The organism is Kocuria sp. TGY1127_2 (genome assembly GCF_013394385.1).
Lineage (GTDB): Bacteria > Actinomycetota > Actinomycetes > Actinomycetales > Micrococcaceae > Rothia.
In genome coordinates this window covers 2,045,662-2,070,438 of the sequence record NZ_AP022834.1, presented here as the reverse complement: position 1 = coordinate 2,070,438, position 24,777 = coordinate 2,045,662, and the positions used below count along the sequence as shown (strand labels likewise).

The 24,777-nt window shown below is 61.8% G+C and carries 17 protein-coding genes; 13 read left to right on the top strand and 4 right to left on the bottom strand.

The features are described from left to right. Nucleotides 1–4: 4 nt before the first annotated feature. Nucleotides 5–1,303 (bottom strand): alpha/beta hydrolase-fold protein, encoded by a 1,299-nt coding sequence (locus sake_RS09235; RefSeq protein WP_178945871.1) that lies wholly within the window; start codon nt 1,301–1,303, stop codon nt 5–7. Nucleotides 1,304–1,553: 250 nt separating this feature from the next. On the opposite strand from sake_RS09235, the gene sake_RS09230 reads away from it, so the two are divergent. The 8 genes from sake_RS09230 (at nt 1,554) to sake_RS09195 (ending at nt 15,699) form a co-directional block, all read left to right on the top strand. Next, the gene (locus sake_RS09230; RefSeq protein ID WP_129360602.1) at nt 1,554–2,669 is read left to right on the top strand and encodes a nucleotide disphospho-sugar-binding domain-containing protein; all 1,116 of its coding nucleotides are present in this window, start codon (nt 1,554–1,556) and stop codon (nt 2,667–2,669) included. After that, complete coding sequence (locus sake_RS09225; RefSeq protein ID WP_371811984.1) at nt 2,670–6,395, top strand: ABC transporter ATP-binding protein; 3,726 nt, start codon at nt 2,670–2,672, stop codon at nt 6,393–6,395. 49 nt (nt 6,396–6,444) lie between these two features. After that, entirely contained in the window at nt 6,445–7,614 is a 1,170-nt protein-coding gene (locus sake_RS09220; RefSeq protein WP_178945870.1) for a hemin ABC transporter substrate-binding protein, read from the top strand. Nucleotides 7,615–7,620: 6 nt separating this feature from the next. Beyond that, nucleotides 7,621–8,679, top strand: coding sequence for an iron ABC transporter permease (locus tag sake_RS09215; RefSeq protein WP_129360599.1), 1,059 nt, complete (start codon nt 7,621–7,623; stop codon nt 8,677–8,679). Further along, nucleotides 8,676–9,542, top strand: a complete 867-nt coding sequence (locus tag sake_RS09210; protein WP_197964423.1) for a heme ABC transporter ATP-binding protein — start codon at nt 8,676–8,678, stop codon at nt 9,540–9,542. The genes sake_RS09215 and sake_RS09210 overlap by 4 nt, the downstream gene beginning before the upstream one ends. A 66-nt stretch (nt 9,543–9,608) precedes the next feature. Further along, nucleotides 9,609–11,351 (top strand): (2,3-dihydroxybenzoyl)adenylate synthase, encoded by a 1,743-nt coding sequence (locus tag sake_RS09205; RefSeq protein ID WP_178945869.1) that lies wholly within the window; start codon nt 9,609–9,611, stop codon nt 11,349–11,351. Nucleotides 11,352–11,377: 26 nt separating this feature from the next. After that, nucleotides 11,378–11,611 carry a phosphopantetheine-binding protein gene (locus tag sake_RS09200; protein ID WP_129360598.1) on the top strand — a complete coding sequence of 78 codons (234 nt, stop codon included), beginning with the start codon at nt 11,378–11,380 and terminating at the stop codon, nt 11,609–11,611. Between the two features lie 5 nt (nt 11,612–11,616). After that, entirely contained in the window at nt 11,617–15,699 is a 4,083-nt protein-coding gene (locus sake_RS09195) for a non-ribosomal peptide synthetase (protein WP_178945868.1), read from the top strand. A gap of 8 nt (nt 15,700–15,707) precedes the next feature. Here sake_RS09195 and sake_RS09190 read toward each other — a convergent pair whose 3' ends face one another. Continuing rightward, a complete protein-coding gene (locus tag sake_RS09190) occupies nt 15,708–16,616 on the bottom strand; it encodes an acyl-CoA desaturase (RefSeq protein ID WP_243155673.1) in 909 nt (302 codons plus the stop codon). 476 nt (nt 16,617–17,092) lie between these two features. On the opposite strand from sake_RS09190, the gene sake_RS09185 reads away from it, so the two are divergent. Next, a complete protein-coding gene (locus sake_RS09185; RefSeq protein ID WP_178945866.1) occupies nt 17,093–17,608 on the top strand; it encodes a hypothetical protein in 516 nt (171 codons plus the stop codon). 22 nt (nt 17,609–17,630) lie between these two features. Here sake_RS09185 and sake_RS09180 read toward each other — a convergent pair whose 3' ends face one another. Then, nucleotides 17,631–18,473, bottom strand: coding sequence for a serine hydrolase (locus sake_RS09180; protein ID WP_178945865.1), 843 nt, complete (start codon nt 18,471–18,473; stop codon nt 17,631–17,633). A gap of 46 nt (nt 18,474–18,519) precedes the next feature. Further along, a complete protein-coding gene (locus tag sake_RS09175) occupies nt 18,520–20,478 on the bottom strand; it encodes an acyltransferase family protein (RefSeq protein WP_178945864.1) in 1,959 nt (652 codons plus the stop codon). Nucleotides 20,479–20,649: 171 nt separating this feature from the next. Here sake_RS09175 and dapB point away from each other — a divergent pair, with 171 nt between their 5' ends. From dapB to sake_RS09155, 4 genes are read left to right on the top strand one after another with little or no spacing between them, the layout of a single operon-like run. After that, a complete protein-coding gene (gene dapB / locus sake_RS09170) occupies nt 20,650–21,405 on the top strand; it encodes a 4-hydroxy-tetrahydrodipicolinate reductase (protein WP_129360592.1) in 756 nt (251 codons plus the stop codon). A gap of 3 nt (nt 21,406–21,408) precedes the next feature. Beyond that, nucleotides 21,409–22,026 (top strand): hypothetical protein, encoded by a 618-nt coding sequence (locus sake_RS09165; protein WP_129360591.1) that lies wholly within the window; start codon nt 21,409–21,411, stop codon nt 22,024–22,026. 21 nt (nt 22,027–22,047) lie between these two features. Further along, a complete protein-coding gene (gene dapA / locus sake_RS09160; protein ID WP_178945863.1) occupies nt 22,048–22,977 on the top strand; it encodes a 4-hydroxy-tetrahydrodipicolinate synthase in 930 nt (309 codons plus the stop codon). Nucleotides 22,978–23,032: 55 nt separating this feature from the next. Continuing rightward, a complete protein-coding gene (locus tag sake_RS09155) occupies nt 23,033–24,739 on the top strand; it encodes a ribonuclease J (RefSeq protein ID WP_129360589.1) in 1,707 nt (568 codons plus the stop codon). Nucleotides 24,740–24,777 lie beyond the last annotated feature (38 nt).

Sequence of the window (24,777 nt, the reverse complement as noted above, 5' to 3'; positions counted from 1 at the left end):
TTTCTCACCGAGAAAGCAAAGACATGAATGTGTTGTTGAGACCGTCGAGGACGGCCCCACGCCACCAGGCGAAATCGTGCCCACCGGCGTACGTATCGAACGTTGTTGCCCAACCCGCGTCGAGCATGACCTGGTGGAGTATTCGGCCATGGGGAAGGGTCAGTCCCTCGCGCTCGCCGACGGCCATGCTGACTCGGACGTCGCCTGCAGCGGATTGATGGAACCTTTCGGTGATCCAGTCCATTCCTTCGCGGGCTCCGAGATCTCGGGGTTTCGAGGCTCCGTCGGGGGTCCACCACAGGGAGGGCGAATGGGCGAGGGCATGACCGAAGACGTCGGGCAGTTCGAGGGCGGCGACGAGCGCGGAAAGACCGCCGAGACTCTGGCCGACGATCACGCGGTCTTCTCGACCGGACAGTTCCACTCCGGCGGATTGTGCGCGCTCTTCGGCCCAAGGAATGGCATGGTCCGCCACTGCGCGAAGGAAATCAGAGTTCGCCCCTAGATGGGCAATCCGATCGGGCGTGTCGGTATTGGAGATACCTAGTACGGCCAGCGGAGGTATCCGCCCGGCCTCGACCGCGGCTTCGATCGCGTGGTGGAGCGAGAGATTGCCGAACCAGATCTCGGCGTCGAAGATCGTGACCAAGGGCACGGGAGAACCGTCGGCGCCCGGCGCTTCCGGGGAGGGCACATAAAGCCAGTGGTCACGGGCCGTTTCCTCGGCGACGTCGCAGGGCAGTGTCCTCGTGCTCCTGAATATCCGGCCTTCCACGATCCGGGACGTGTGTCTGTCCCATTCCTGTTGGGCGGGGGAGAGTGGCCCCGAATACAGGGAAAGTCCGTGGGCGCCGCGATCCACGAGGGGATCCGAGGCGTTGAAGATGTCCCGAAGCGTGTCATATCGGTTGAATCGGGGCGGGCCCGGGTGCGGGGTCTCCTCGGGTTTCATGGGTTTGAAGCCGTAGCTGACCCGCAAATTCGGCTCAAGTTCCAGAGTCCTGACCCAGATATCGGTTCCGGGAACGTGTCGCATCAGACCGTGGTCGTAGTTGTCCTTGTCCGTGACCCTGTTCATGGCGAGGTGAACGGATTCGGTGCCCTGTGGATCGTCCTGGACGTGAGTGCCCCGCCAGAGAAAAGTAACCCTGCTCGAATCGGGGTCATTGATCGGAGTGCCCGACCGAGCCACCTGCTCCCACCATTGGCGAAGTTCACCGGTGTCGGCATGTGCCCAGGATCGGATCACAGCGTCTTCGTCCAAGAAGCCTGTGATCGTCGAAGGGCGATTCTGGCAGTTCATCGTTCGGGCGCATCCTCAAAGGTTGTCAGTCGTTTGCGGCATCCCTAAGGATCTACCGCAAATAAGCTATAGAAATCTAACTTATTTCATATTGAATCTCGGTGTGCAAGCGCGAGAGGGGAAGCGGGACGAGCATCGCGCCTCAGATTGAAATGTTGTTTGACCTGATGGACATCAACTCACAGATATGGTTAGGCTCAACAAACGTCGTATGCAGTAAAGCTTAGCTCCCTGAATTCTAAGGATATTGATGAGAGTCCTCGTGATCGGTCCGCCCCTTTACGGGCTGTTGTACCCCGTGATTTCCCTGGCTCAGGGGTTCAGGACAGCTGGACACGAGGTGGTCGTGGGAACCGCCGGTGAAATGGCACAGCATGTTGCCCAAGCCGGCCTCGTGTCCTTCGACGCCGCTCCGGCCCTCGACCCGGACGCCGAATACCGACGTCGGGAAGCAGAGCGGAAACGTCAGAATCTGGGAACGAAGCCGGGAGATTTCTCGTTCTTCAGCTACGAAATGACGGACCGACTGGTCGAGTTCACGGGTCAGTGGCGCCCCGACCTGATCGTCTACCCGCCGCTGGGAGTGGTCGGCCGACTGCTGGGTGCCCGATTCGGAATACCGACTGTCCTGCAGACCGTGGGATTTGCGCACCAGCAGAAGCATGTGGACACGGTCACCAGCTCATTGAGGGAGAAATTCAAGGAGCACGGCGTCGGTGAACCGTGTGAGGACGTGGCCTGGCTTGACGTCGCACCACCCAGCATGAGCGTTCTCGAGCACCCGACGGAGAGAACCCTGCCCATGCGATACGTTCCGTACAACGGCGGAGCTGTCTTCCAGGATTGGTGGCTTCGTCCCAGCAAACCTCGCGTCCTCGTGAGTCTGGGAACCCTCAAGCCCATGGTGGATGGCCTCGATCTGATTCAGTGGGTCATGCACCGGGCTGACGAGATCGATGCCCAAGTGGTTCTTCAGCTCAAGGACAATGCACGCGAAGAACTCGTCGACGAACTCCCCGACAACGTGGTCCTGACCGACTGGATCCCCATGGGCGGCTTGGTCAACAACTCCGATGTTTTCATCCATCACGGCGGAGCCGGAAACACTTTTACCGCTTTGGCCGCGGGAGTTCCTCAGATCGTCTTCGGCGAGGGAGCCGACCGACCCATGAACGCCAAAATCGTTCAGGACCGCGGCTGCGGGATTGTGCCTGACGAAGAAGGACTCACCGCGGATACGATTCGCGCCGTGGTTGACGGGCCCGCGTACAAGGAACAAGCCGGTCAGGTTCGCTCGGAGATCCAGGCCATGCCGGGACCGGCCGAGATCGCCGACCGGTTGGCTGGCGTCTTGGTGGGGGTGTAGATCATCTCTTCGACCGTTCACACCGGAGCCGCGACTCTCCGAAAGGAGGGTTGCCTCCGTCGGCTGATTCGTGTCTGCTGCGAATTTCCTCGCCTCGTTGTCCTGATTCTTATCGTGTCCGTCGCAACGATCGCGGCCGTCGTCGCCGGTCCTCTGCTGACGAGAGAAGGCATTAACGGGGCCATGGACGGGGACGTCTCCAAACTGTGGTGGCTCGGGGCCGGACTCGTGGCGATCGCCGCATTCGACTTCCTGGGTGACTACCTGCGTCGCTTCGCGGCGGGCAAGCTCTCCCTTCGCGTGCAGCACCGCCTCAGAAGCAGGGTCTTCGACTCGATTCAGAGGCTCGACGGTCCGGCTCAGGATTCGTTGCGGACCGGACAGGTCGTCTCGCGTACCAACAACGATCTGCAACAGGTCCAGTCCATGCTGCAGATGTGCCCGGTCCCCGTCTCTGTCATCTCCTACTACGTCTTCGGAATCGGGGTCATGCTCTGGCTGTCACCGAGTCTGACCCTCATCGCCGTGTCCGTCGTGTTTTTGCTGGGCATGACTGCTTGGCGAACACGAAAGCGGGTTTTCGAGACGTCGGCCAGAGCGCAGCACGACGTCGGCCAGATCACCGAGAACATTCGCTCGGCCCTGTCCGGGATATCGGTGGTCAAGTCATTCGTCCAGGAGACCCGCCACGTGAAGTGGGTCGAGAAGGCAAGCCATTGCCTGTTCTCCCGCCGAATGCAGACCATGCGGGCCCAGGCGGCACCCAGCGCGACGATGCTCGCCCTTCCTCCCGCGGGGCAGGCTGCACTGCTCCTGGTCGGCGGATGGCAGGTCACCACGGGACGCCTTGACCTCGGAACCTTTGTTGCGTTCTCCACGTATCTGAGCATGCTGACCGGTCCGACCCGCGTCATGGCCTCTTTCCTGGTGATCGCGCAGCGGACCCGCACGTGTGCGGAAAGAATCTTCGAGCTGACAGACGCCAAGCCCGAGATGCGGGATGGCGAGGCAACCCCGCCCCGGAGCACCGGGTTGGAGATGCGCAACGTTTCCTTCGGATACACTTCGGACGAACTCGTTCTTCGCGACGTGAACCTGACCGTCAAGCCGGGGGAGACCGTCGCGGTCGTCGGGGCCTCCGGCTCCGGAAAATCAACCCTTGCGCTTCTGGCACCGCGCTTCTACGACGTCAGCGGTGGCTCCGTGCTCATCGGCAACCCGGCGGATGCCTCGGACGTTCCCGAGGACGAGCGCCCCCGCGATGTCCGGGAACTGAAGCTCGAGGAGCTTCGGCGGGACGTCGGTGTGGTTTTCGAGGATCCGTTTCTTTTCCGCGCCACGGTGCGAGACAACATCGCCTACGGGACTCATGCCTGTTCGGACGAGGACATCCGGACCGCGGCCCGAGCGGCCGGTGCCGATGAATTCATCGCGCGTCTGGACCGCGGGTACGAGACCGAATTGGCCGAAGGCGGTCAGAATCTCTCAGGCGGGCAGCGGCAACGTATTGCCCTGGCCCGAGCCCTGCTGACCCAGCCCAAGGTGCTCATCGTCGACGACGCCACGAGTTCCGTGGACGCGACCACGGAGAGCGGCATCAACGAAACCTTGCGGCACTACGCGAGCGCCGACCGTCAGGGAGATTCTTCAGCCCGGCGTTGCACGCTCTTGATCGCCCGACGCCGCAGTACCCTCGACCTCGCGGACAGGATTGTCGTCCTGGACCGTGGCCGGACCGTGGGTGTGGGTACCCGTGAACAGCTCCTTCGGGACTGCCCGCAATTCGGCGAGCTCATGGCCGGTGGACACGAGGCCATCGACCGAGTATCGGCAGACGCGAGTCTTTGGCCCGCGGCCGAGGACCCGGACGGTACCGAGGATGACCTGGCAACCGATATGCCGGAAGGCGACTCGGCGAAACCCGGCTCTTGGCTCACGACCCTTCCCGAATCCGTGATGAACATGGCCGCCGATTCGAAAATCACGCGCGTCGTCCAGATGTTGAAGCCCGTCAAGGGCCTCTTCGGCGCGGCCCTGATCCTGATTGCCCTGAGCGCGCTGGTCAACGTGCTGGTGCCTCTCATGATTCAACGAGGCATCGACCTCGGGATCGCGCCGAGGGACCACTCAACGTTGCTCCTCTACGCGGTACTCGCGTGGGCAATGATCGCCGGGGACTGGTTCTTTTACATCGGGCAATCGCTGTTCAGCTCCAAGGGCTCGGAATCCGTTCAATACGGCGTTCGCGTGCGGAGCTTTCGCCACGTCCTCGGATTCGGACTTCCATACTTCGAGAAGGAACAGGGCGGACAGGTCATGACCCGGCTGACCGTCGACGTCGATTCGCTCTCGCGTTTCCTGCAGACGGGCTTGGTCAACGGGACGATGTCTCTGATCTCGATGTGCGGGATCGGAATCGCCATGCTGATCTTCAACCCGTTGCTCGCCGTCATTGCGTTGTCCCCGATGCCGCTGGTTCTCATAGCGACCCTGATATTCCGCAAACTGTCTACTAAGGCCTACGACCAGGCGAGAGAGGACATCGGAAAGGTCAACAGCTCTCTGCAGGAGAATATCTCCGGTCTGCGCGTGGTCCAATCGCACGGAAAACAGTCCGTGGCGGCCGGGTTCTTCCAGAAGGTCTCCGACACATACCGGAAATCCCGCGAGAAGGCGCAACGCTACATCGCCCTCTACTTCCCTTTCGTCGTGTTCTGCTCCCAAGTATCCAACGCATTGGTCCTTGTCGCCGGCGCGCACTTCGTCTCCGATGGCAGCCTGACCCCTGGCATCATGGCCGCGTTCTTGTTGTTCCTGGGACAGTTCTATGCGCCGATTCAGCAGCTGGCAAATATTTTCGATTCGTACCAGCAGGCGCGAATCGGCCAGAAGCGGACCGACGAACTGTTGTCCACCCCGCAAGAGGAAAGCGATCTCGTGGATTCGGACGAGCCGCATTCGCAGAATCCGGCTCGACTCTCGGGCGATATCCGCTTGAGCGGGGTCGGCTACACCCACGATGGTGCCTCCCAACCGGCCCTGAAGGATATCGACCTCGAACTCGCGAGAGGATCGAGCCTTGCCGTGGTCGGGAGCACCGGTGCCGGGAAGACGACCTTGGTCAAGGTCATGGCGTGGCTCTACCAAGCCGACCAGGGGCGAGTGCTGGTCGGTGGCAGCGAACGCGGTGGCCTGAATCGGCAGACCTACCGGCGGCGCGTCGGTGTGGTCAACCAGGCACCACACCTTTTCGACACCACGATCGCCGAGAACATCCGGTATGCGAGGCCCGGCGCGACGAATGCCGAGGTCGAAGAAGCCGCGCGACGCAGCGGGGCGATCCTCGCGATTGCTCGTCTGCCCAGAGGTTTCCAGTACCGCGTCGACGACGGCGGGGCGAATCTTGCCCAGGGTCATCGCCAGCTCATTGCGCTCGCCCGTGCCGAGCTCGCCGGAACGGATCTGCTGCTCCTGGACGAGGCTACGGCGCACCTCGACGCCGCATCGCAATCGGCCGTCATGGATGCGCTAGAAGCCACGGACGCGACCTCCGTGATCGTCGCACACAGACTCGCAACGGCCGCTCGGTGCGACCGAGTCGCCGTCATGGAGAACGGAAGGATCATCGAGTTCGGGACCCATGACGAGCTGATCACGCTGGGCGGCAGATACAGCCAGCTCAACGCTTCCGCCGCCCCCGTACCTGCTGCTTCCGACCGTGGCTGAAGAACCACCCCTAAGGAAGGGCCTTGTCGGCCCGAAGAAAAGAGGAAACATGTTACCGCATCATGAGAAACTCAACGAATCGAAGACCGTCGCTGTCGAGGAGAACGAACGCCCGTATCCTCCCGCGGACGGAAGCAACGGCAGAACACGTTCCCGCCGTGCCAGGGCCGGCCTGCGCGCCACGGGAGCGTTCGCTGCGCTGAGCATCGGAGCGCTGGTCTTGGCCGGTTGCGGGGACGCAGCCAGCACCGCCTCCGAAGGGGATCAGGCCAGCTCGAGCTCGGAGTCCTCATCGTCCGGCAACGGACAGGATCTCAAGCTGCCCGCCGGTTGGAAGCACGCGGTCGGCACCACCAACTTCGAGGACATCAAGGCTGATCCCCAGCTGCCCACCACGGTCAAGGACGGAACCGGAACCGAGGTCACGGTCAAGGACGCGTCCAAGATCATCTCGGCAGGGGACGGCATTTCGTCGACTTTGGCGGCCCTCGGCCTCCAGGACAAGATTTACGCCGCCCCGAGCAACAGCACCTCGCCCGCCGGCAAGGATGCCCCGGAGCACTTCGAGTTCAGCAAGCAGACCGGAACCGAAGGACTTCTGGCCCTGGACGGAACGTTGTTCATTGGGGACAACACCAAACGGCACGGTGAGGTTGCACAGCAGTTCCGTGACGCAGGAACCGACGCCGTCGTGGTGGACGACCAAACCACCCAGGCAGACAAACTCCAGGCAGTGGCCGACTACGTGGGGGCTCACGATGCCGGCGTGCAACTCGTGGATTCCTTGAACGCGGATATGGACAAGGCCAAGAAGAAGGTCAAGGACTCCAACCTCCAGGACCACAGCGTGATCCAGGTGACCTCCAACGGAGCCGGTGGCCAGAACTCGGTTGCGGGTACCGGAACACCCGGAACCGAGATGATCGAAAGCCTCGGTATGAAGTCCGTGGGGGCCGAGAGCGGGCTGCGCGGCCTGTCCCGCGAATTCAGCAACGAGGGGATCCTCGCGTCCGACCCGGACGTGATCGTACTGGCCGAGTCGGACTACGAGGCTTGGGGAGGAGAAGACGGATTGTGGGAAGCGTTCCCGACCCTCAAGGAGACTAAGGCCGGTAAGGAAGGCCGAATCGTGGTTATGCCGGACGCCCAGGTTCGCTACTCGAGCCCCGAACTGGGCGCCGGGGCGGAAGCTCTCGCCAAGGCGATTTCGGAGTTCTGAGACTGAATGCCGACAACACGCAGAAATTCGCACGGCGAGGAGATCCATCGTCTTCCCCTCTCCGCGACGTTGGCCCTTGGGGTCGTGATCCTGCTCGCCCTCATGGTCCTCTCGGTCTCGATCGGGCCTGTACGGGTCATGCTCGTCGATGTGTGGCACATCCTCTCGGCTCCACTTTTCGGTGGCGACGATTCGCTGAACCAGCGGGACGTTTCTGTGGTCTGGCAGTTGCGGGTCCCCCGCATTCTCCTTGGGGTGATGGTCGGGGCCGCTCTGGCGATCTCGGGTGCATGCCTTCAGAGCCTCTTCAACAATCCTCTGGCCGACCCCGGTATCGTCGGGGTCACCAGCGGGGCGTCCGTCGGCGCGGTCGGCGCGATCGTTCTGGCCGGTGGGTTCGCAACCGCGTGGGTTGTTCCTCTAGGCGCATTCGCAGCCGGCCTGGCCGTCACTGGGCTGATCTATCTCTTGGCCAGACCCGGCAGGACCACAGGTACGGCGAGGATGCTCCTCGTCGGAATCGCGGTTGGTTCAGCCTGCCAGGCCCTGGTCGGATTCTTCACCTACATTGCCGATGACTCGCAGCTTCAGACCCTGGTCTTTTGGCAGATGGGTTCGTTGGGACGGGCCAATTGGGCGCAGCTGGCTGCCGTTCTGCCGATTTTTCTTGTTGGCATGCTTTTGGTCCTTCGTTTGTCCAAGACTCTCGATGTACTGACCCTTGGCGAGCGTCAGGCTCAACACTTGGGCCTCAACGTCAAGGTCAGTCGATTCGTGGTGATCGTGACCACGGCACTGTTGACCGCGGCCGCCGTTGCATTCGCTGGGTCCATCGGTTTCGTCGGGCTCGTTGTCCCTCACATCATGCGCTTCATCGTCGGCCCTGGACACAAGGCGCTGCTGCCGGCCTCGGCAATCGCCGGAGCGGTTTTGGTCGTGGCCGCCGATGCCGCCTCGCGCACCCTGAACCCGCCGACCGAAATACCCATTGGTTTGTTCACGGCCGCGGTCGGCGCGCCCTTCTTCCTGTTCCTGATCCTTCGAGAGAAAAGGAGGATTTCATGATCCGCAAGGACCGCTCATCACGGAGGAAAATCAACCGAGCGCCCGAAGCAGATTCGGAGCCCGTGGCGAATACCTTGGCCACGGAGGGCGACATTGAACTCGGGGTCATCGACGTGACCTCCGCCGGTTACACGATCGGCGGCAAAACGCTGATTGACGACGTCACTTTCAGCCTCCGACCTGGGACGCTCACGGCGCTCGTGGGACCCAACGGCGCCGGCAAATCGACGATGTTGGGTCTGCTCGCGGGAGACTTCGAACCCAGCCGCGGAGAGATCCTTCTCTGCGGCCGCACCCCCAGCCAATGGCACGCATTGGAGCTTGCCCGCCGGCGTTCCGTGATGCTTCAGCAGCAGACCACGCACTTCGGTTTCAGTGTGGAAGAAGCCGTGACAATGGGGCGTCTGCCGCACGACGTCGACGCTCAGCGTGACCACCAGATCGTCGAGGATGCGTTGCTCGGCTCGGATCTGGTCCGTCTGCGCCGTCGCGACGTCACGACACTTTCCGGGGGCGAGTCAGCGCGAGTAGCGTATGCCCGAACCGTCGCCCAAACCACCCCGATCATGCTCCTGGACGAGCCGACCGCCGCGATGGACCTCCAAAATCAGGAGTCTCTTCTCCGGTCCGCCAGGGACCTCGCGGACCGGGGCACCGCCCTGGTCGTGGTTCTGCACGACCTCAACCAGGCCGCCAGGTATGCGGACCGGGTTCTCATGTTCTCCCGGAGCCGACTGGTTGCCGACGGTTCTCCTCCCGATGTGCTGACCCCCGAACGCGTCGAGGAGGTCTACGGCCAGAAGGTCTACCTGATGGAACACCCGCAGACGGGTGCTCCGGTTCTCATCCCGGCACACCGTTGATTCCGCACGGTGAGCGCACGGGCGATTCACCGAATCCAGTCCCTTCAACATGAAAGAAGTACGTAGATGACGTCCACAATGGGCCCCGGTCGAAGCCCACTGGCCGACTTCCCCGGCATCCCGGAGGAATTCGCCCAAAAGTACCGCGAGGCGGGCTACTGGATCGATGAAACTCTCCAGGAATTCATCCTGGCCCGGTGCCGTGAATTCTCGGAACGGACCGCGGTGATTGCCCATAGCGCCCGAGCCTCCGAGGCAAGCAGCCTCGCTACCGTGACCTGGACCTATGCCCAGCTGGAGGAAGAAGCCCGACGCGCCGCCCGGGTGCTTGCGGACGCCGGAGCGGTTCCGGGGGACCGCGTCCTGCTGCAACTTCCGAACACGGCGGAGTATATGGCCTATATGTGCGGTTGTTTCCTCCTGGGAGTCGTACCCGTTTTCACCTTGCCCAAGCATCGTGCGATGGATCTGTGCCAGTTCGCCCGGAAGACCGACGCCGCCGCCCACGTGGTGTGTCAGGGCGCCGAAGACTTCGACTACCTCGACTTGTACCGCCGGTACGCGGGAGACCTGCGCGCGGAAGGGCTCGTGCCACCCGTCCTCGTCGAGGTCGGTGGGTACACGGGCGAGGTCGATGCCGACGTCGTCGTGGTCAGGCAGAGTCCTGAACCGTTGGCCGATTTGCCTGCACCGGTTCGGAACCGGGGCTCGGAGCGTCTGAGCGAAAATGTCGCATTCCTGCAACTTTCGGGCGGCACGACGGGCATCTCCAAACTCATCCCGAGAACCCATGCGGACTACCTGTACTCGGTTCGGGAATCGGACAGGATCTGCGGAGTCGACCAGGAAACCGTGATGCTCGTGGCACTTCCCGCGGCGCACAACTTCACCATGAGTTCCCCGGGCATCCTCGGTGTACTGCATGCGGGCGGAAGTCTCGTCTTTGCGGCGGATCCCAGCCCGCAGACCTCCTTCGGCTTGATCGAGCGTGAGCGTGTCACGATGGCTTCGCTCGTCCCTCCTCTCCTGCAAGCGTGGATTGCTTCGGCCCAGCGCAGGACCCCCGATCTCGGCAGCCTCGAATTGATTCAGGTCGGCGGCGCCAAGCTGGCACCGAGCGTCGCCGAAAAGGTCGTCCCCATTCTGGGTGCGAGGCTCCAACAGGTCTTCGGAATGGCGGAAGGTCTGGTCAATTACACTCGTGATTCCGACCCGGAAGAGGTTGTCCTCACAACCCAGGGACGTCCTATCAGCCCGGAGGACGAGATCGTCATACTCGACGACGACGATCAACCCGTCGCATCGGGCGAAGCGGGACATTTGCTGACCCGTGGCCCCTACACGATCCGCGGATACTACTTGGAAGAGAAGGCGAATCTCTTCAGCTTCACGGAGGAAGGCTACTACCGCACCGGCGACATCGTCCGGCGTCATCCGGACGGGCACCTCGAAGTCACCGGAAGAGCCAAGGACCAGATCAACAGGGCCGGTGAGAAGATCGCGGTCGACGAGATCGAGGATATCGCCCTGACAGCCGACGGAGTGGCCGATGCCGTCGTGGTCGGTATCGCGGATGAAGACGTGGGGGAGCGGGTCGGACTCGTGGTGATGCCGCAACCGGGCGCGAACTTCGGGTCGGACCCCAGATCCTATTTCCGAACGTATTTCCGAGAGCAGGGCGTGGCGGAATTCAAGATTCCCGAGCGTGTGGAAATCCGCGCGAGCCTTCCGATGACCAATGTCGGCAAGATCTCGCGTCGCCATTTGCGCACGGCCTTGGCCAAAGACATGGCCACCACCAGACCGTAATTGTCCGTCAACAGAAGGAGAAAACCATGGTCGATGACTCGACCCTCAAGAACGTCCTGGCCCCTCACCTGAGCGAGGCAGGGTCCTTGGACAAAGCATTTGATGAACCCGAATCGAACCTCTTCGAACTGGGAATGGATTCCATTTCGGCCTTCGCCCTGTTGGACGACCTCCAGGACCACGGTGTGACCTTGGAATTCACCGAATTGATCGCCGATCCGAGCGTGAAGTTCCTGCGCGAAGCGTCAGAGAGGGGCTAGACGAAGTGCACCCCGAATGGTTTCCCCTCACGGACGCGGCCCTCGGGATCGGCTTCGCGACCACGCTCGACCCAGCCAATCCCTGCTACAACACGGCAGAGTGCATCGAATTCCCGACGTTGGCGGACGTTGACGCGTTGCGGGACGCGATCCTGACGGTGTACGCAGAAAACGAAGGTCTGCGGATCAGGCTCGTGCAACGAGGAAACGAACTCGGGTGGCAGCCGTTGAGCCTCGAGGAATTCGCCAGATCCGTGAATATCGCTCGAGTCGTGAGGTTGGACGCCCCCGCTGATGGAGCCAAAGAAGCGGTACTGGAATGGTGTTCCGGCACAGCAGGGCAAGCCCTGGACCTTGAGGCTGGCCAGACGGTCGATTCCGCGATTATCGAGTGCGGTGGACGCACCTGGTTCTATCACTGCGTCCACCACCTGGTCGCGGACGGCTTTGCGGCCTTCGACGCACTTCGCCGCGCCGGGCAGGTTTACGGTCAGATCACCGCCGGTCACCATCCTGAGCCGGCATCACGGCCTGGGCTGGCGGAGCTTCGGGCTCAAGATCTCGGCGACGCCGCCCGGCGTGCGAAGGACCAGGAGGCGTGGACGGACAGGCTCGAACGCGAAGGTCTTGAGGAAGATTTTTCGCTCGCCCAACGGCAGGCCCCACCCAGCCCACGTCCACATCGGGCAACACTTCCGATCGAACCCGAAATCCAGGATCGGCTGGTTTCGGTCGCGCGCGGCGCGGGAACTCAGTGGCCGGCCGGTGTTATCGCCGCGGTGGGATCCTATCTGGCCCGTGTTCTCGGTGTCGAAGAAGCCCGGTTCGGGGTGCCCCAGATGAATAGGGCTGTGCCCGGTGGGCCCCGGGTTGCGGCCCGGACATGTTGTACCGCGGTCAACATGCTTCCCGTGACGGTATCGGCAGTCTCCCAGCCTCGGGAGCAGCTTCTGGCGGTCCGCGAGCAAATGGTTTTCAACCAGACCCACGCCCTGGCCCGACAAGAAGATTTGGAACGCTATTGCACCCGGAGAGGTGGAAAGCTTTTCGGGGCGCAGATCAACGTCGTTCCTTTCGACGCCGTCCTACGGTTTGGCGGGCTGCAAGGGCGGGTCCACAACGTTACCGCCGGTCCGGTTCCGGATATGACCGTCTGCATGCGCGGAATGCCGGGACGGGGAAATGTGCTGAGCCTGGAGCTCACCGCGAATCCAGAGCTCTACGGACGCGATGAGGTCGATCGGCACGTCCGAAGGATCAAGAATTGGCTCGCCTCCTGGTCGCTGGCGGCCGTCGAGAACAGGAGCACTGCAGAGCTGGAGCAGGCACTGCCGGAGGAAATCGACGCGGTCCTCGGATTCCAGGGGGCTGACGAATTCGTCGAGCACCGCACTTTGCTCCAGAGGTTCGAAATCCAAGCAGATCGGACGCCGGAAGCCGTAGCCCTTCGAGAGGGGCCCGTCTACGATGCCGACGGGCGCTTCGGTGGGAGGCAACGTACCTACGCCGAGTTGAAGTACGCCGCGCAGTCCGTGGCCCGGGGCCTGGTGCGAGCCGGCGTACGGCCTCAAGATGCGGTTGCCCTCAGGACAGAACGTGGCGTCGAACAGTTCGAGCTGCTTTACGGTGTCCTGTATGCCGGCGCCGTTTACCTGCCCATTGATCCTTCCCTTCCGGCCCAGCGCGTCGAAACGATGCTCGCCGACGCGCAGTGCACCGTCCTCGTCAACGGTCCGGCAATCGCAGGGCTGGATTTCGGGACGAGCTCTCAGACGGCGATCCGCCAAATCGACTCACGGGAGCTTGCTGGCTCTCTCGAGCGCGAGCCGGAAATCCACGGCGAAGACGGTGCATCGCCCTCCGCCTCCGGTGAGTATCCTGGCCATTCGACACGCCCGGGGGATCGGGCCTATATCCAGTTCACCTCCGGTTCTACCGGACGCCCCAAGGGCGTGCCCATAACCCACCGCGCTGTGGACAATAGGCTCCGTTGGCAGCAACATCTGATTCCGATCGGGGCGGGGGACCGAGTCGCGCACAAGACCGCGATCTCATTCGACGTCCACGTGTGGGAGCTGTACTGGCCCCTCCAGCACGGCGGAAGGATCGTGATCGCGGCCCCCGAAGGCCACAAGGATCCTGAGTACTTGGCACGACTTATGACCGAAGAACAGGTTACGTGCCTTCATTTCGTGCCCACGATGCTCTCTGCTTTCCTCACGACGCCGTCCGTGCGCCACATACTCTCGGGGGCTTCGACGTCGCTGAGATACCTCGTGTGCAGCGGCGAAGCCTTGACGAGGGAACAGGTTCGTGGTGCGCATGAGGTTCTGGGGGTCTACCCGCTCAACTTGTACGGACCCACCGAAGCCGCAATCGACGTCACCGCGTGGGACACGTCCCAAGACCCGAATGCCGGCGTGGTGCCGATCGGAAAACCCGCCTGGAACACCGGGTGTTACGTAGTCGATCCGACCGGCCACGTGTGCCCTCCTGGGGTTCCGGGAGAACTGTGTCTTTCCGGTGTCCAGATCATGTCCGGATACCTGAATCGACCTGAAGCCGATGAAGTGGCCTTAGGGAAGCTGAAGGTTGTGCATCCGGCACCATCTCGCTCTCACGACGACGCGGCGCCGAGGACCGAGAAACTGCGAATATATCGCACGGGCGATGTAGCCGTCTGGCGTGACGACGGTGTCCTCGAGTACCGCGGCCGACGCGACCACCAGATCAAGATCCGCGGGCAGCGCCTCGAACTCGGCGAGGTCGAGTCGGTCCTTACCGACGTCGCGGGCGTTCATGCCGCGGCCGTACTCGTCAAAGACATCGGCGGACAAGACGTCCTCGCGGCATTCGTTGAGACGGATTCGGGCGGGGCCGAAGAAACGCTTGCGGCGGCCAGAACCCACTGCGAGGAGAACCTGCCCGACTACATGGTTCCGACGTTGTGGTCGGCGCTTGACCGAATGCCGGTCACCTCTAACGGAAAAGCCGATCGCAGGGCCTTGGATACGCGAGAACTGGTCGTTCCGGACCAAGGCGGGGTTCCCCAGAATCTTCGGGAGCAGGTCATGTGCACGCTGTTCGGCAACCTGCTGAATATTCCCGCGGTCGGCCCGGAAACGGATTTCTTCACGGCGGGCGGGGCATCGCTGAGCGCCCTCGAATTGGGCATCCGGGTCGAAGAGCATTTCGGGCTGTCTTGTTCGCTGGCCAAAATCTTTGCTCATCCGACCCCACGGTCGCTGGCCGGGGCACTCGAGAAGCAAGGCTTCGGAGAACTCGCCCCTGCGCTGCAACTTCGCCGTGGACAGGACCCGGCATTGGCGCCGCTGGTTTTCTTGCCTCCGGCCGGCGGACTGGGCTGGTGCTATGCGTCGCTTCTGCAGTACCTCGATCCTGCTCGTTCGGTTTGGACCCTGCAAGCACCGCAATTTGCGATGCCCGAGGCGCCGTGGCCGGAGGATCTTGAAGCGTTGTCCGCGGAATACGCGAGATCCCTCAGGCAAGTGGCCCCGGACGGTTGTATCCTCGGGGGGTGGTCGGTCGGAGGGATCGCCGCGGTCGACGTCGCGGCTCGCGCTTCGGACTCCGGTCTTCCGGTCCAGAAAGTCGTACTCCTCGACGCGTATCCGCCGGCGTACTGGCTCACCCGACCGGAGCCCGCGGAATCGGATCTGTGGATCGCCCTGATGAGAATGGGCGGGATCGAGCCTGAGACTGTTCCATCCGGTCTGGAACAGACCGTCACGGCCTTGCGGGAGCACGGTTCTGCGTTGGCGAACCTGGACGACTCCGCGCTGCGCACCTGCATCGCGTCCGTGTGGAAAGCCATGGGATACACGAGAGGGGACTCACCGCGCAGATTCGACGGTCGCGTGGTTCTCTGCTCGGCACGTCAAACCCTCGAGGCCGGTGCCGACCCGACCGCGTGGGAGCCATTGTGCAGTTCTCTGGAAACACACGTGGTTGATGGCGATCATGCGGCGGTTCTGCGGGGCGGAAATGCGCATCGCATAGCTTGCTGGATCGAAGGTCTCTCCTCCGACCGCCGCGAGCGGGAAGCCGCGACGGTCATCGGAGCCTGACGTCTCCTCTACGAATGCCCCACCGGAACGGGGACGCCTGGAGACTGGCGTTCCTGGACGAGGGGGCACGTGAAGACGTCCTTCTTGCCGAGTCCCACGCGGTTGATGTAATCGGCGACACGAACGTAGGCCTGGAGCAGACTCGTCCGGGTGTACGTGATTCTGTGCTCCTCGCAGTACGCGGCGATCATCGGTGCGGCCTTCCGGAGATGGGGTCGCGGCATCGAGGGGAAAAGATGATGTTCGATCTGGTAATTGAGTCCGCCCATCGCGGTGTCCAGGAAGCGTGACCCCTTGATATTTCGGCTCATCAGAACCTGCCTTCTCAAAAAATCGATACGCATGTTCTTGGGGACAATCGGCATTCCCATGTGGTTCGGGGCAAAAGCCATACCCATGTAGAAACCGAAGAGTCCGAGTTGAACGCCCAAGAACGCACCGGCAACTCCGGGGGAGAGGACCCAGAAGACGAGAAGCACATAGCTGGTGAGGCGGACGGTGATCAGCGTGATCTCGGCCCACCGACGCTTGAGCTTCCCTGGCGCGGCCAATCGTTGGACGCTGGAAACATGGAGGGAGAGACCCTCCAGGAACAGTAGGGGAAAGAACAGGAGACCTTGGCGCCCGCGCACCCACGTCCTGAGACGCGAAGACTGGTGACTGTCGGCTTGTTCAGCGGTGACCGCGAAAATCGGGAGCTCAATATCCGGGTCCGATCCGGATTTGTTGGGATTGGCATGGTGCTTGGTGTGCTTGTGCTGCCACCACCCGTAGCTCATACCCACGAGGAAATCCACGAGGACGATGCTGATCCAGTCGTTCCACCGGCCGGATGCAAAGATTTGGCGGTGCGCGGCATCATGCCCCAGAAAGGCGATTTGTGTCAGTACGCAGGCCAACACGCCGGCCGTGATCATTTGCCACCAAGTATCTCCGATGAGAATGAGCGCCAGAACTGTTGCAGAAAATGCTAGGAAAAGGCCAATTATTTTGGTCCAGTAATATCCATATCTCCGTCTCAACAAACCGCTCTGCCGAATATTCTTGGCAAGTTCGGTAAATTCTTGTGGGGCAGCTGTTCTGCCTCGTCGGGTGGATTGGGTACGAGAATTTGGCTCAGTGGCCATGATGTCCTCACATCTGGCGCCCTGGCCTTGCGCGTGAACGCGAAGACTGCAAAGGCGTCGATTGGTCCCACACCGTGCAGCACCCGATGAATGGGAAGGCCGCGCGGCAGAGAGGCAGGCTCCGGACATTTTCCGAGCGATCATGGGATTGCAATTCCTCTGTACCTGAATCATACAATCTTTTTCCGAACGCCAGCTGAAAATTCCTTTTTAATTTAATTCTTGGCGTGCTGTAGTCCGCGCAATATACGGCGTAGAGTTCATATATGGAAGAGCGAATAGAAAATATCCCGGATGAAGCTGGAATTCTGGGCCTGGGAGCGGTCATGACCGGATCCCTGCCGCCGACGCTCATGACCGACGAGGCGCCCCAGCAGTACATGGTCGACATCATGTTTACCCGTCGCCCAGTCAGCGACGAAATCGCTGCGATCACAGATCAGTCGACTCGAGATTTCCTGGTCGCGGCCGGTTATCCGAACGTCGCGCTCGACGTCGTGGACAGACGCCTCGAAGTCTCAGGGACCAACCTGGTCGAATTGCGAGACGGTCTGGCCACGGTGCTCAGCGAGCGACTGGCCATGATCGGCAGAGCGCTGCGTGGCGAGCGAAAAATTGCCAGGGATCAGGCCCTTCGAGACTCCGACTCCGAAGCCCACCGACTGTACCTCGTGAAGGATCTGGCCGAGCAGGTATCCTTCAAACTCCTCACGAGCGTCAACCAAGCCGCGCTCGAGCAGGACGAGGAAGATTGGGAGAATGAGGGTGGGGCAACCTCGTAGTCGGTCGTTCGGTCCGCGCTGTTCAGTCCAAGGTCCGATCCTCTCGGACATCGTCCCCTGTTCCCGAGCCGCTGGTTGAGTCGAGGCCCAGGGCCTGAACGATTGCGGCGATCGACTCGTCAGCTTCAGACTCCTCGAACCCGCGGGTGCACACCGCCAAATACCGGCCCTCAGATGTGGCCGGGTTGCCGATGAAAGCGACGTCGTGGCGATAACCGGGGACCTCGCCGGACTTGGAACCCCACCGTACGCGGGGTCCAAGAACCCGCCCGATCGGAGGAACGGTCTGCGCTTCCAGGGCACGCACAATCTCGACCGTGACGGGATTCGGCAACGGAGGGCGGTCTCCGACGAGACCGGTCACGGCGCCGCGCATGAGGTGTACCAGATCCGCGGCCGACGTCTCGTTCGTCAGTCCGCGGATCTCGGCCGCGGAGTCCCCGATCAGCCGTTCGACTCGGGTGACCTGAAGATTCAGATCGTGGAACACTTCCGTGACGGTCTCGAGTCCCGTTTCCCGCAGCAGGATGTTGGTGGCTTCATTCGAGGATCGAGAAATCATGACACGGAGGAGCTGTGAGACGGCCAAGCAGGTGCCATCGTGGGGAAACTGGTCGTCCAGGTGGTCTCCCGAGAGGGTGAAAGGCTCTCCGTCCACACCTCTGAAGGTTCTCGTAGCCGCGAAATTCGTCTCGAGGCTCAGCGAGCCGTCACGGACGTGCCGTCCGACGGCCAGCGCGACGCCCAATTTGATAGTCGACGCGGCATAGTAGACCTTCTGGGGCGATCGGCTCGCCAGTATTCTGCCGTCGGCATCGGTCAGAACGAAGCTCGTGGACGGCTCCAACGGAAGGTGATCTGCCATACATTCGAACTTAGCAGTTCGCTGCGTAGCGAGTCTGCCGAGGCCGTCACGGACCGCCGGGTTTGGGGCCCGGCTGGTCGCCGGGAGCGTTTCCGCCACCGGTCCGTTGCGCGAGTTTCTGTTTGGCCTCTCCGATCGCGTTTCCCACGGTCGATGCATACAGTTCCTGACCCGCCGCCTCGGGATGGACACCGTCCGAGACCAAAAGCTCCGGTTGGCCGTCGGAAGCCTTTGCCCAGTCCGCGACGACGATTTTGTCGTTTCCGGATCCGGCAGCGCGGATTGCGTCGTTCGATGGGCCGACCCAATCGAGTTTCTCGGGCGCTTGGCCCGTGACCAGGACGACCTCGCGTGTCTCGCCCGATTCCGAGATCGTGGTCAGTTTGTCGATGTCCTCGGATGAGACCTCGGCATTGGTCGACAGCGAAATCACCACGATCCGCCCCAGGGTTCCCTGATCGAGTCGTTTGCGTGCTAGGTCTATCCCAGCGGACATGTTTCTGCTGACCGCGGCATCGACGTCTATGCCTGGCGCATGGGACTGCAACGCGTCCGCAGAGGCAAGTGTCACGGAATCGCCGATCATCGTGACGTCCTCTCCTCCAGGCGACGGACGGTACGCTTCGGGCCCCGAGGAGCTGGGGGACGGCGAGGGCGACTCGGTCGACTTCAGGGCTTCCCGACCTTGTGCGATCACGGATTGTGCTTGCGTCTTTTGCGGGGCGTTCAGGCAGGCCGCGACCGTTCCCGTGACCGCGCACACCACGAGCGCCATTGATGCGATCGCGGCCCATCGGGCGCGAACGGGCCGGCCGAAAGCCCGGAAAAATGCATTTGCGGCTCCGAGGAAGCCTTTTCGGCGAACGGGCTGCTCGAGCCAACGGTAGGACAGAGCCGCAACGATGATTGTCAGGATCAGGACCAGGACGTTTTTGACCTGGTCGGGAACGGTGGGGGCGCCGTAGTGCAACAGAGTCATCACAGGCCAGTGCCATAAGTACAGACCGTAGGATCGTTTGCCGAGCCATTCCAAAGGGCTGAGGGACAAGAGCCGACGAAGCGATTCTGCACCGATGCCGCGAACGTCCGGAAGCAGAGTCTGAATGACCCCCAGGCCTAGAAGCGAAGCGCCCAGGAGGCCCCATGGCGCCAGAATCGTGGGTTCGTCCTCGGTGAGGATGCGAGCGAACACGGGAAGAAGGAAGAGGCTGGCCCAGCCCGCAAGGATTCGGAATACGTTGAGCGCGGGCATGTACCGCTGCTCGAGGGCCCGCACCCGAATTCCGGGGCGCGGCGGGTACATGCTCCACGGGATCATCAGTGCGAGGACCGCACCCGTCATCAGGCCGAATGCGTGGGTGTCCAGACCGTAGTATCCACGTGTCATATCTGGCTCAAAGTGGTTCCACAACACCATGGCGGAGATCGAGGCGACACAGAGCAAAGCGGGTACCAGCGTGCGTTTCTTCCACGACATCACCAGCATGCAGGTCGTGACGAGGATGACCGGCCAGGCCAAATAGAATTGTTCCTCGAGTGCCAGCGACCAGAAATTGGTGTACAGCTCGAGCGAAGTTCTCGAAAAATAATCGTTGCCCGCGACGATGCTCGCCCAATTCGACGTATACGTCAGGGCCGAGATCACTTGCCGCGGCATATGGACCAGGATGTCGCCGCCGATCAGGAACGCGACGCTCGTACAGATGAGAACGCAGGAGACCATTGCCGGTATCAGCCGACGCAATCGCCGCATCCAGAACTGGGGTAGGTGCATTTTTCCGGTGTACGCGGCTTCTCGCAGCAGCAGTGCGGTGATCAAGTAACCGGAAATCACAAAGAACAGATCGACCCCGATCAGCCCACCTGGCAATGCTCTCGGCCACAAGTGGTAAATCACCACTGAAATCACCGCGATAGCTCGAAGCCCATCAAGCCCCCTCAGGTGGAAGCGCTCTTGTCCTGCCTCGGGTGGTACGGGCGACGCAAAAAGGGACGACGAATTCATGAAGAGGGCAGAAATCCTTGGTGAGTGTGGTTTACCGGGAGTTCGAGGAAACTTCCCTGAACATGGTAATCACGTGAGGGCGGTTCCTGCTTCCCGGACGGTTGAGGCTTTCCTCATGAACTGGTCCGCCGCAACTCGGTGACCGACATATGCGGCGATAGGGTGGGAAGCATGACTGACGTGATCAAAGTTGCAGTACTCGGTGCGGCGGGCCGCATGGGCTCAGAAGCCGTCAAAGCCGTCAAAAATGCGGAAGATATGGAACTGGTGGCGGCCCTGGGTTCTCAGGATCGCCTCGAGGACCTGGGGAAATCGGGGGCGGACGTCGTCGTTGACCTCACGGTCCCCTCGGCCAGCGAGGAAAACGTCCGATACGCGGTCGAGCACGGAATGCACGCCGTTGTCGGGACGACGGGCTGGGATGAGACCAAACTCGACCGGTTGGGGAAGCTGCTCGCAGAACATGCGGGAACGGGCGTTCTGATTGCCCCCAACTTCGCCATCGGCGCGGTCCTCGCGGGAAAATTCGCCGCGACCGCGAGCAAATATTTCGAGTCCGTCGAAGTCATCGAATTGCACCACCCTCAGAAATTGGACGCTCCTTCCGGAACCGCGGCACACACCGCGCACGAGATCGCCGAGGCCCGGAAAAGTGCCGGACGCGGGCCGAGCCCCGACGCGACACAGTCCGACCCTCAGGGCGCTCGGGGCGCCGTCGTGGAAGATGTGCATGTCCATGCCGTGCGCTTACGCGGTTTGGTTGCCCATGAGGAGATCCTTCTGGGGGATGAGGGGCAGCAACTGTCGATTCGTCACGACTCGTTCGACCGAGTCTCCTTCATGCCAGGGGTTCTTCTGGGGATACGGACCGTTGGTGACCGCCCGGGGCTGACACACGGGCTCGACGGCTACCTGGACCTGGACTGAAGCGTGCGCGGACTCAAGATTTTCACGGCCGCGGCGGTCGTTCTGGTCGCAATCACCGTCTGGTTGCTCCCCGTACCTCCCGGGACGCGACTTTTCATTCTTGTCATCCTGGCGTTCAGTGCGGCTTTCGTCTTCATTGATTCGACCAACAAGGGCAAAACTTTCGCGGCCATCACGGTCGCGCTGCTCGCCCTGTACTTGGTCCTGACCTTGCAGCGAGGCATCCTTCTGGTGGCTTCGGGCGACATCGCGGGAATCCTGCTTGGTGCCGGTTTGATCGTGCTTCCGCTGATAGGCGCTTGGGCACTGATCCGGGAAGTCCTGTTCGGAGTGCGCGTCCAACAACTCGCCGCAATCCTGGGACGAGAAGGAGGCCTGCCCGAGGACAATCTGCCGCGCACTGCCTCTGGCGGTATCGACCGGGATGCCGCGGATGCGGAGTTTCCGGTGTACCAGCAGGAAGTCGAGGCCGACCCCGAAAATTGGCGCACGTGGTTCCGGCTGTCCTGTGCCTACGACGCGGCCGGAGACCGCAAGAGGGCAAGACGCTCCATGCGTGACGCCGTGGCTTTGTATCAGGGCAGGGCCGCCGGTGCTTTGTCGCAAGGCGAGGAGGCGTGAATTTGCTGTAGCCTGGGAGACATGTCTGAGTCTTCGATCGAGAACACAGCCCCCGTTGAGCCCCTGTTCGGTCGCCTCCTGACCGCGATGGTCACTCCTTTCGCGGCGGACGGATCCGTGGACGAGAAAGCCACCGCCGAGCTCGCCCAAGAGCTCGTCGCGCGCGGCAACGATGGTCTCGTCGTCTGCGGAACCACAGGCGAATACTCGACCATGACGGACGAGGAGAACGCCCGTGTCTTCCGCATCGTCAAGGACGCCGTGGGGGACAAGGCTTCGATTATCGCTGGTGTCGGCTCCAACGACACTCAGCACACGATTCATGTAGCGTCGCTCGCTGAAGAAGTCGGCGTCGACGGTCTCCTGGTCGTCACCCCGTATTACAACAAGCCGACTCAGTCGGGACTTCTGGCGCACTTCCGCACCGTGGCCGACTCGGTCAAGACCCCGATCATGTTGTACGACATCCCCGGCCGCGCCGGGATCCAGATCGCGCCCGAAACCATGGTCGCGCTCGCAGAACACCCGAATATTGTTGCCGTCAAAGATGCCAAGGCAGATTTCGCGAGCGCAACCGAAGTGATGTCTCGGACGGACCTTCAGTTTTACTCGGGCGACGACGGATTGACCCTCCCCTGGATGGCCATCGGTGCGCAGGGACTCATCGGAGTGACCACGCACGTGATTCCGGAGCAGTTCCGCGATCTCATCGATTCCGTCGTTCGGGGCGATCTGGCCACCGCGCAGCGAATCCATCGGGATGTACATCCGGTCGTCACCGCGACCATGACCCGGGTTCCCGGGGCCGTGGCCGCCAAAACAATTCTTCAATGGCAGGGAAGGCTCGCAACCAATACGGTGCGCCTGCCGCACGTTGAACCCACCGAGGCGGAGACCGCACGAATTCGGTCAGACCTCGAAGGGTCAGCCGCCGCCTCAAGCATCGAATAACCTCACGGGCCCCGCTGCAGAGCCGGCGGGGCCTTCATCATCAGAAAGGGGTCCCGTGACCCAGATACCTACCGATTTGCCCAAACCTCCGAAGCTGCAAAAGGACACTCTGCGTGTTCTGGCCCTCGGCGGACTGGGTGAGATAGGCCGCAACATGACGGTCTACGAACTCAACGGCAAGCTCCTGGTCGTAGACTGCGGTGTTCTCTTCCCAGAGGAGACCCAGCCTGGCGTCGACCTGATCCTGCCGGATCTGAACCATATTCTTGATCGTCTCGACGACATCGTTGCCATTGTCCTGACCCACGGTCACGAGGACCACATCGGCGCGGTTCCGTATCTGCTCAAGCGTCGGCCCGATATCCCCTTGATCGGTTCGCAGCTGACTCTGGCCCTGGTTGAGGCGAAGCTTCAGGAGCACCGTATTCGCTCGACGTCCATGGCCGTCGCGGAAGGCGATGTCGAGGATCTCAAGCCGTTCGAATGCGAATTCGTGGCCGTGAACCATTCGATTCCGGATGCCTTGGCTGTCTTCATCAGAACCAAGGCCGGGACGGTATTGCACACCGGCGACTTCAAGATGGATCAGCTTCCTCTGGACGGTCGCATCACCGACTTGCGTCACTTCTCCCGACTGGGTGAGGAAGGCGTCGATCTTTTCCTTCCGGATTCGACCAACGCGGAGGTCCCTGGGTTCACTCCTACGGAGAAGAACATCGGTCCGGTGCTCTCCGACGTCTTCCGGGACGCCCCCAAACGCATCATTGTGGCTTCCTTCTCCTCTCACGTTCACCGTGTTCAGCAGGTGATCGACGCCGCGGTCGAGCGAGGCCGTAAGGTAGCGCTGTGCGGCCGCTCGATGGTCCGCAATATGTCGATCGCCGAGAAGCTCGGCTACTTGCACGTTCCGGAGAACGTCCTGATCGATCTCAAGCACGTGGACAATTACCGCGATGACGAGGTTGTTCTGATGTGCACCGGTTCTCAGGGAGAACCCATGGCTGCGTTGTCCCGCATGGCCAGTGGGGACCATAGGATCCAGATCGACCAGGACGACACGATCGTGTTGGCCTCGTCCTTGATTCCTGGCAATGAGAACAGCGTGTTCCGGGTGATCAATGGCTTGCTCAAATTGGGTGCGAATGTGATCCACAAGGGCAATGCCAAGGTTCACGTCTCGGGCCACGCGGCCGCGGGCGAATTGTTGTACTGCTACAACATCCTCGAGCCGAATTACGTCCTTCCAGTCCACGGCGAAGTCCGTCACCTGATTGCGAACGGCAAGCTCGCGATGGAAACCGGTGTCCCCGAGGAGAACGTTCTCCTGGGCGAAAGCGGCATCGCGGTGGACATGAAGAACGGGCAGGCCCGGATCGTGGGCGCCGTCGATTGTGGCTATGTCTACGTTGATGGCAAGTCCGTGGGCGAAATCACGGACCAGGACCTCAAGGACCGCCGCACGTTGGGCGAAGAAGGCTTCGTCTCGATCGTGATTGTGGTCGATCGCAAGACCAAACGCGTCGTTGCAGGACCGGATATCCACGCCCGAGGCGTTGCAGAAGAAGACGCCGTTTTCTCGCCGATGATTCCCAAGATCACGGAGGCGCTCGAGGACGCTCTTCAGGAGCAGTCCGCCAAGCGCGTGACCAATCACCAGATGCAGCAGATCGTGCGCCGTACGATTGGCCAATGGATTGGTCGGAAGCTTCGTCGCAAACCGATGATCATCCCCGTGGTCGTGGAGGCCAATCAGGAGAAGTAGAGACGAATATCTCGCGGCGCAGAGCCACGAGCCGAGGG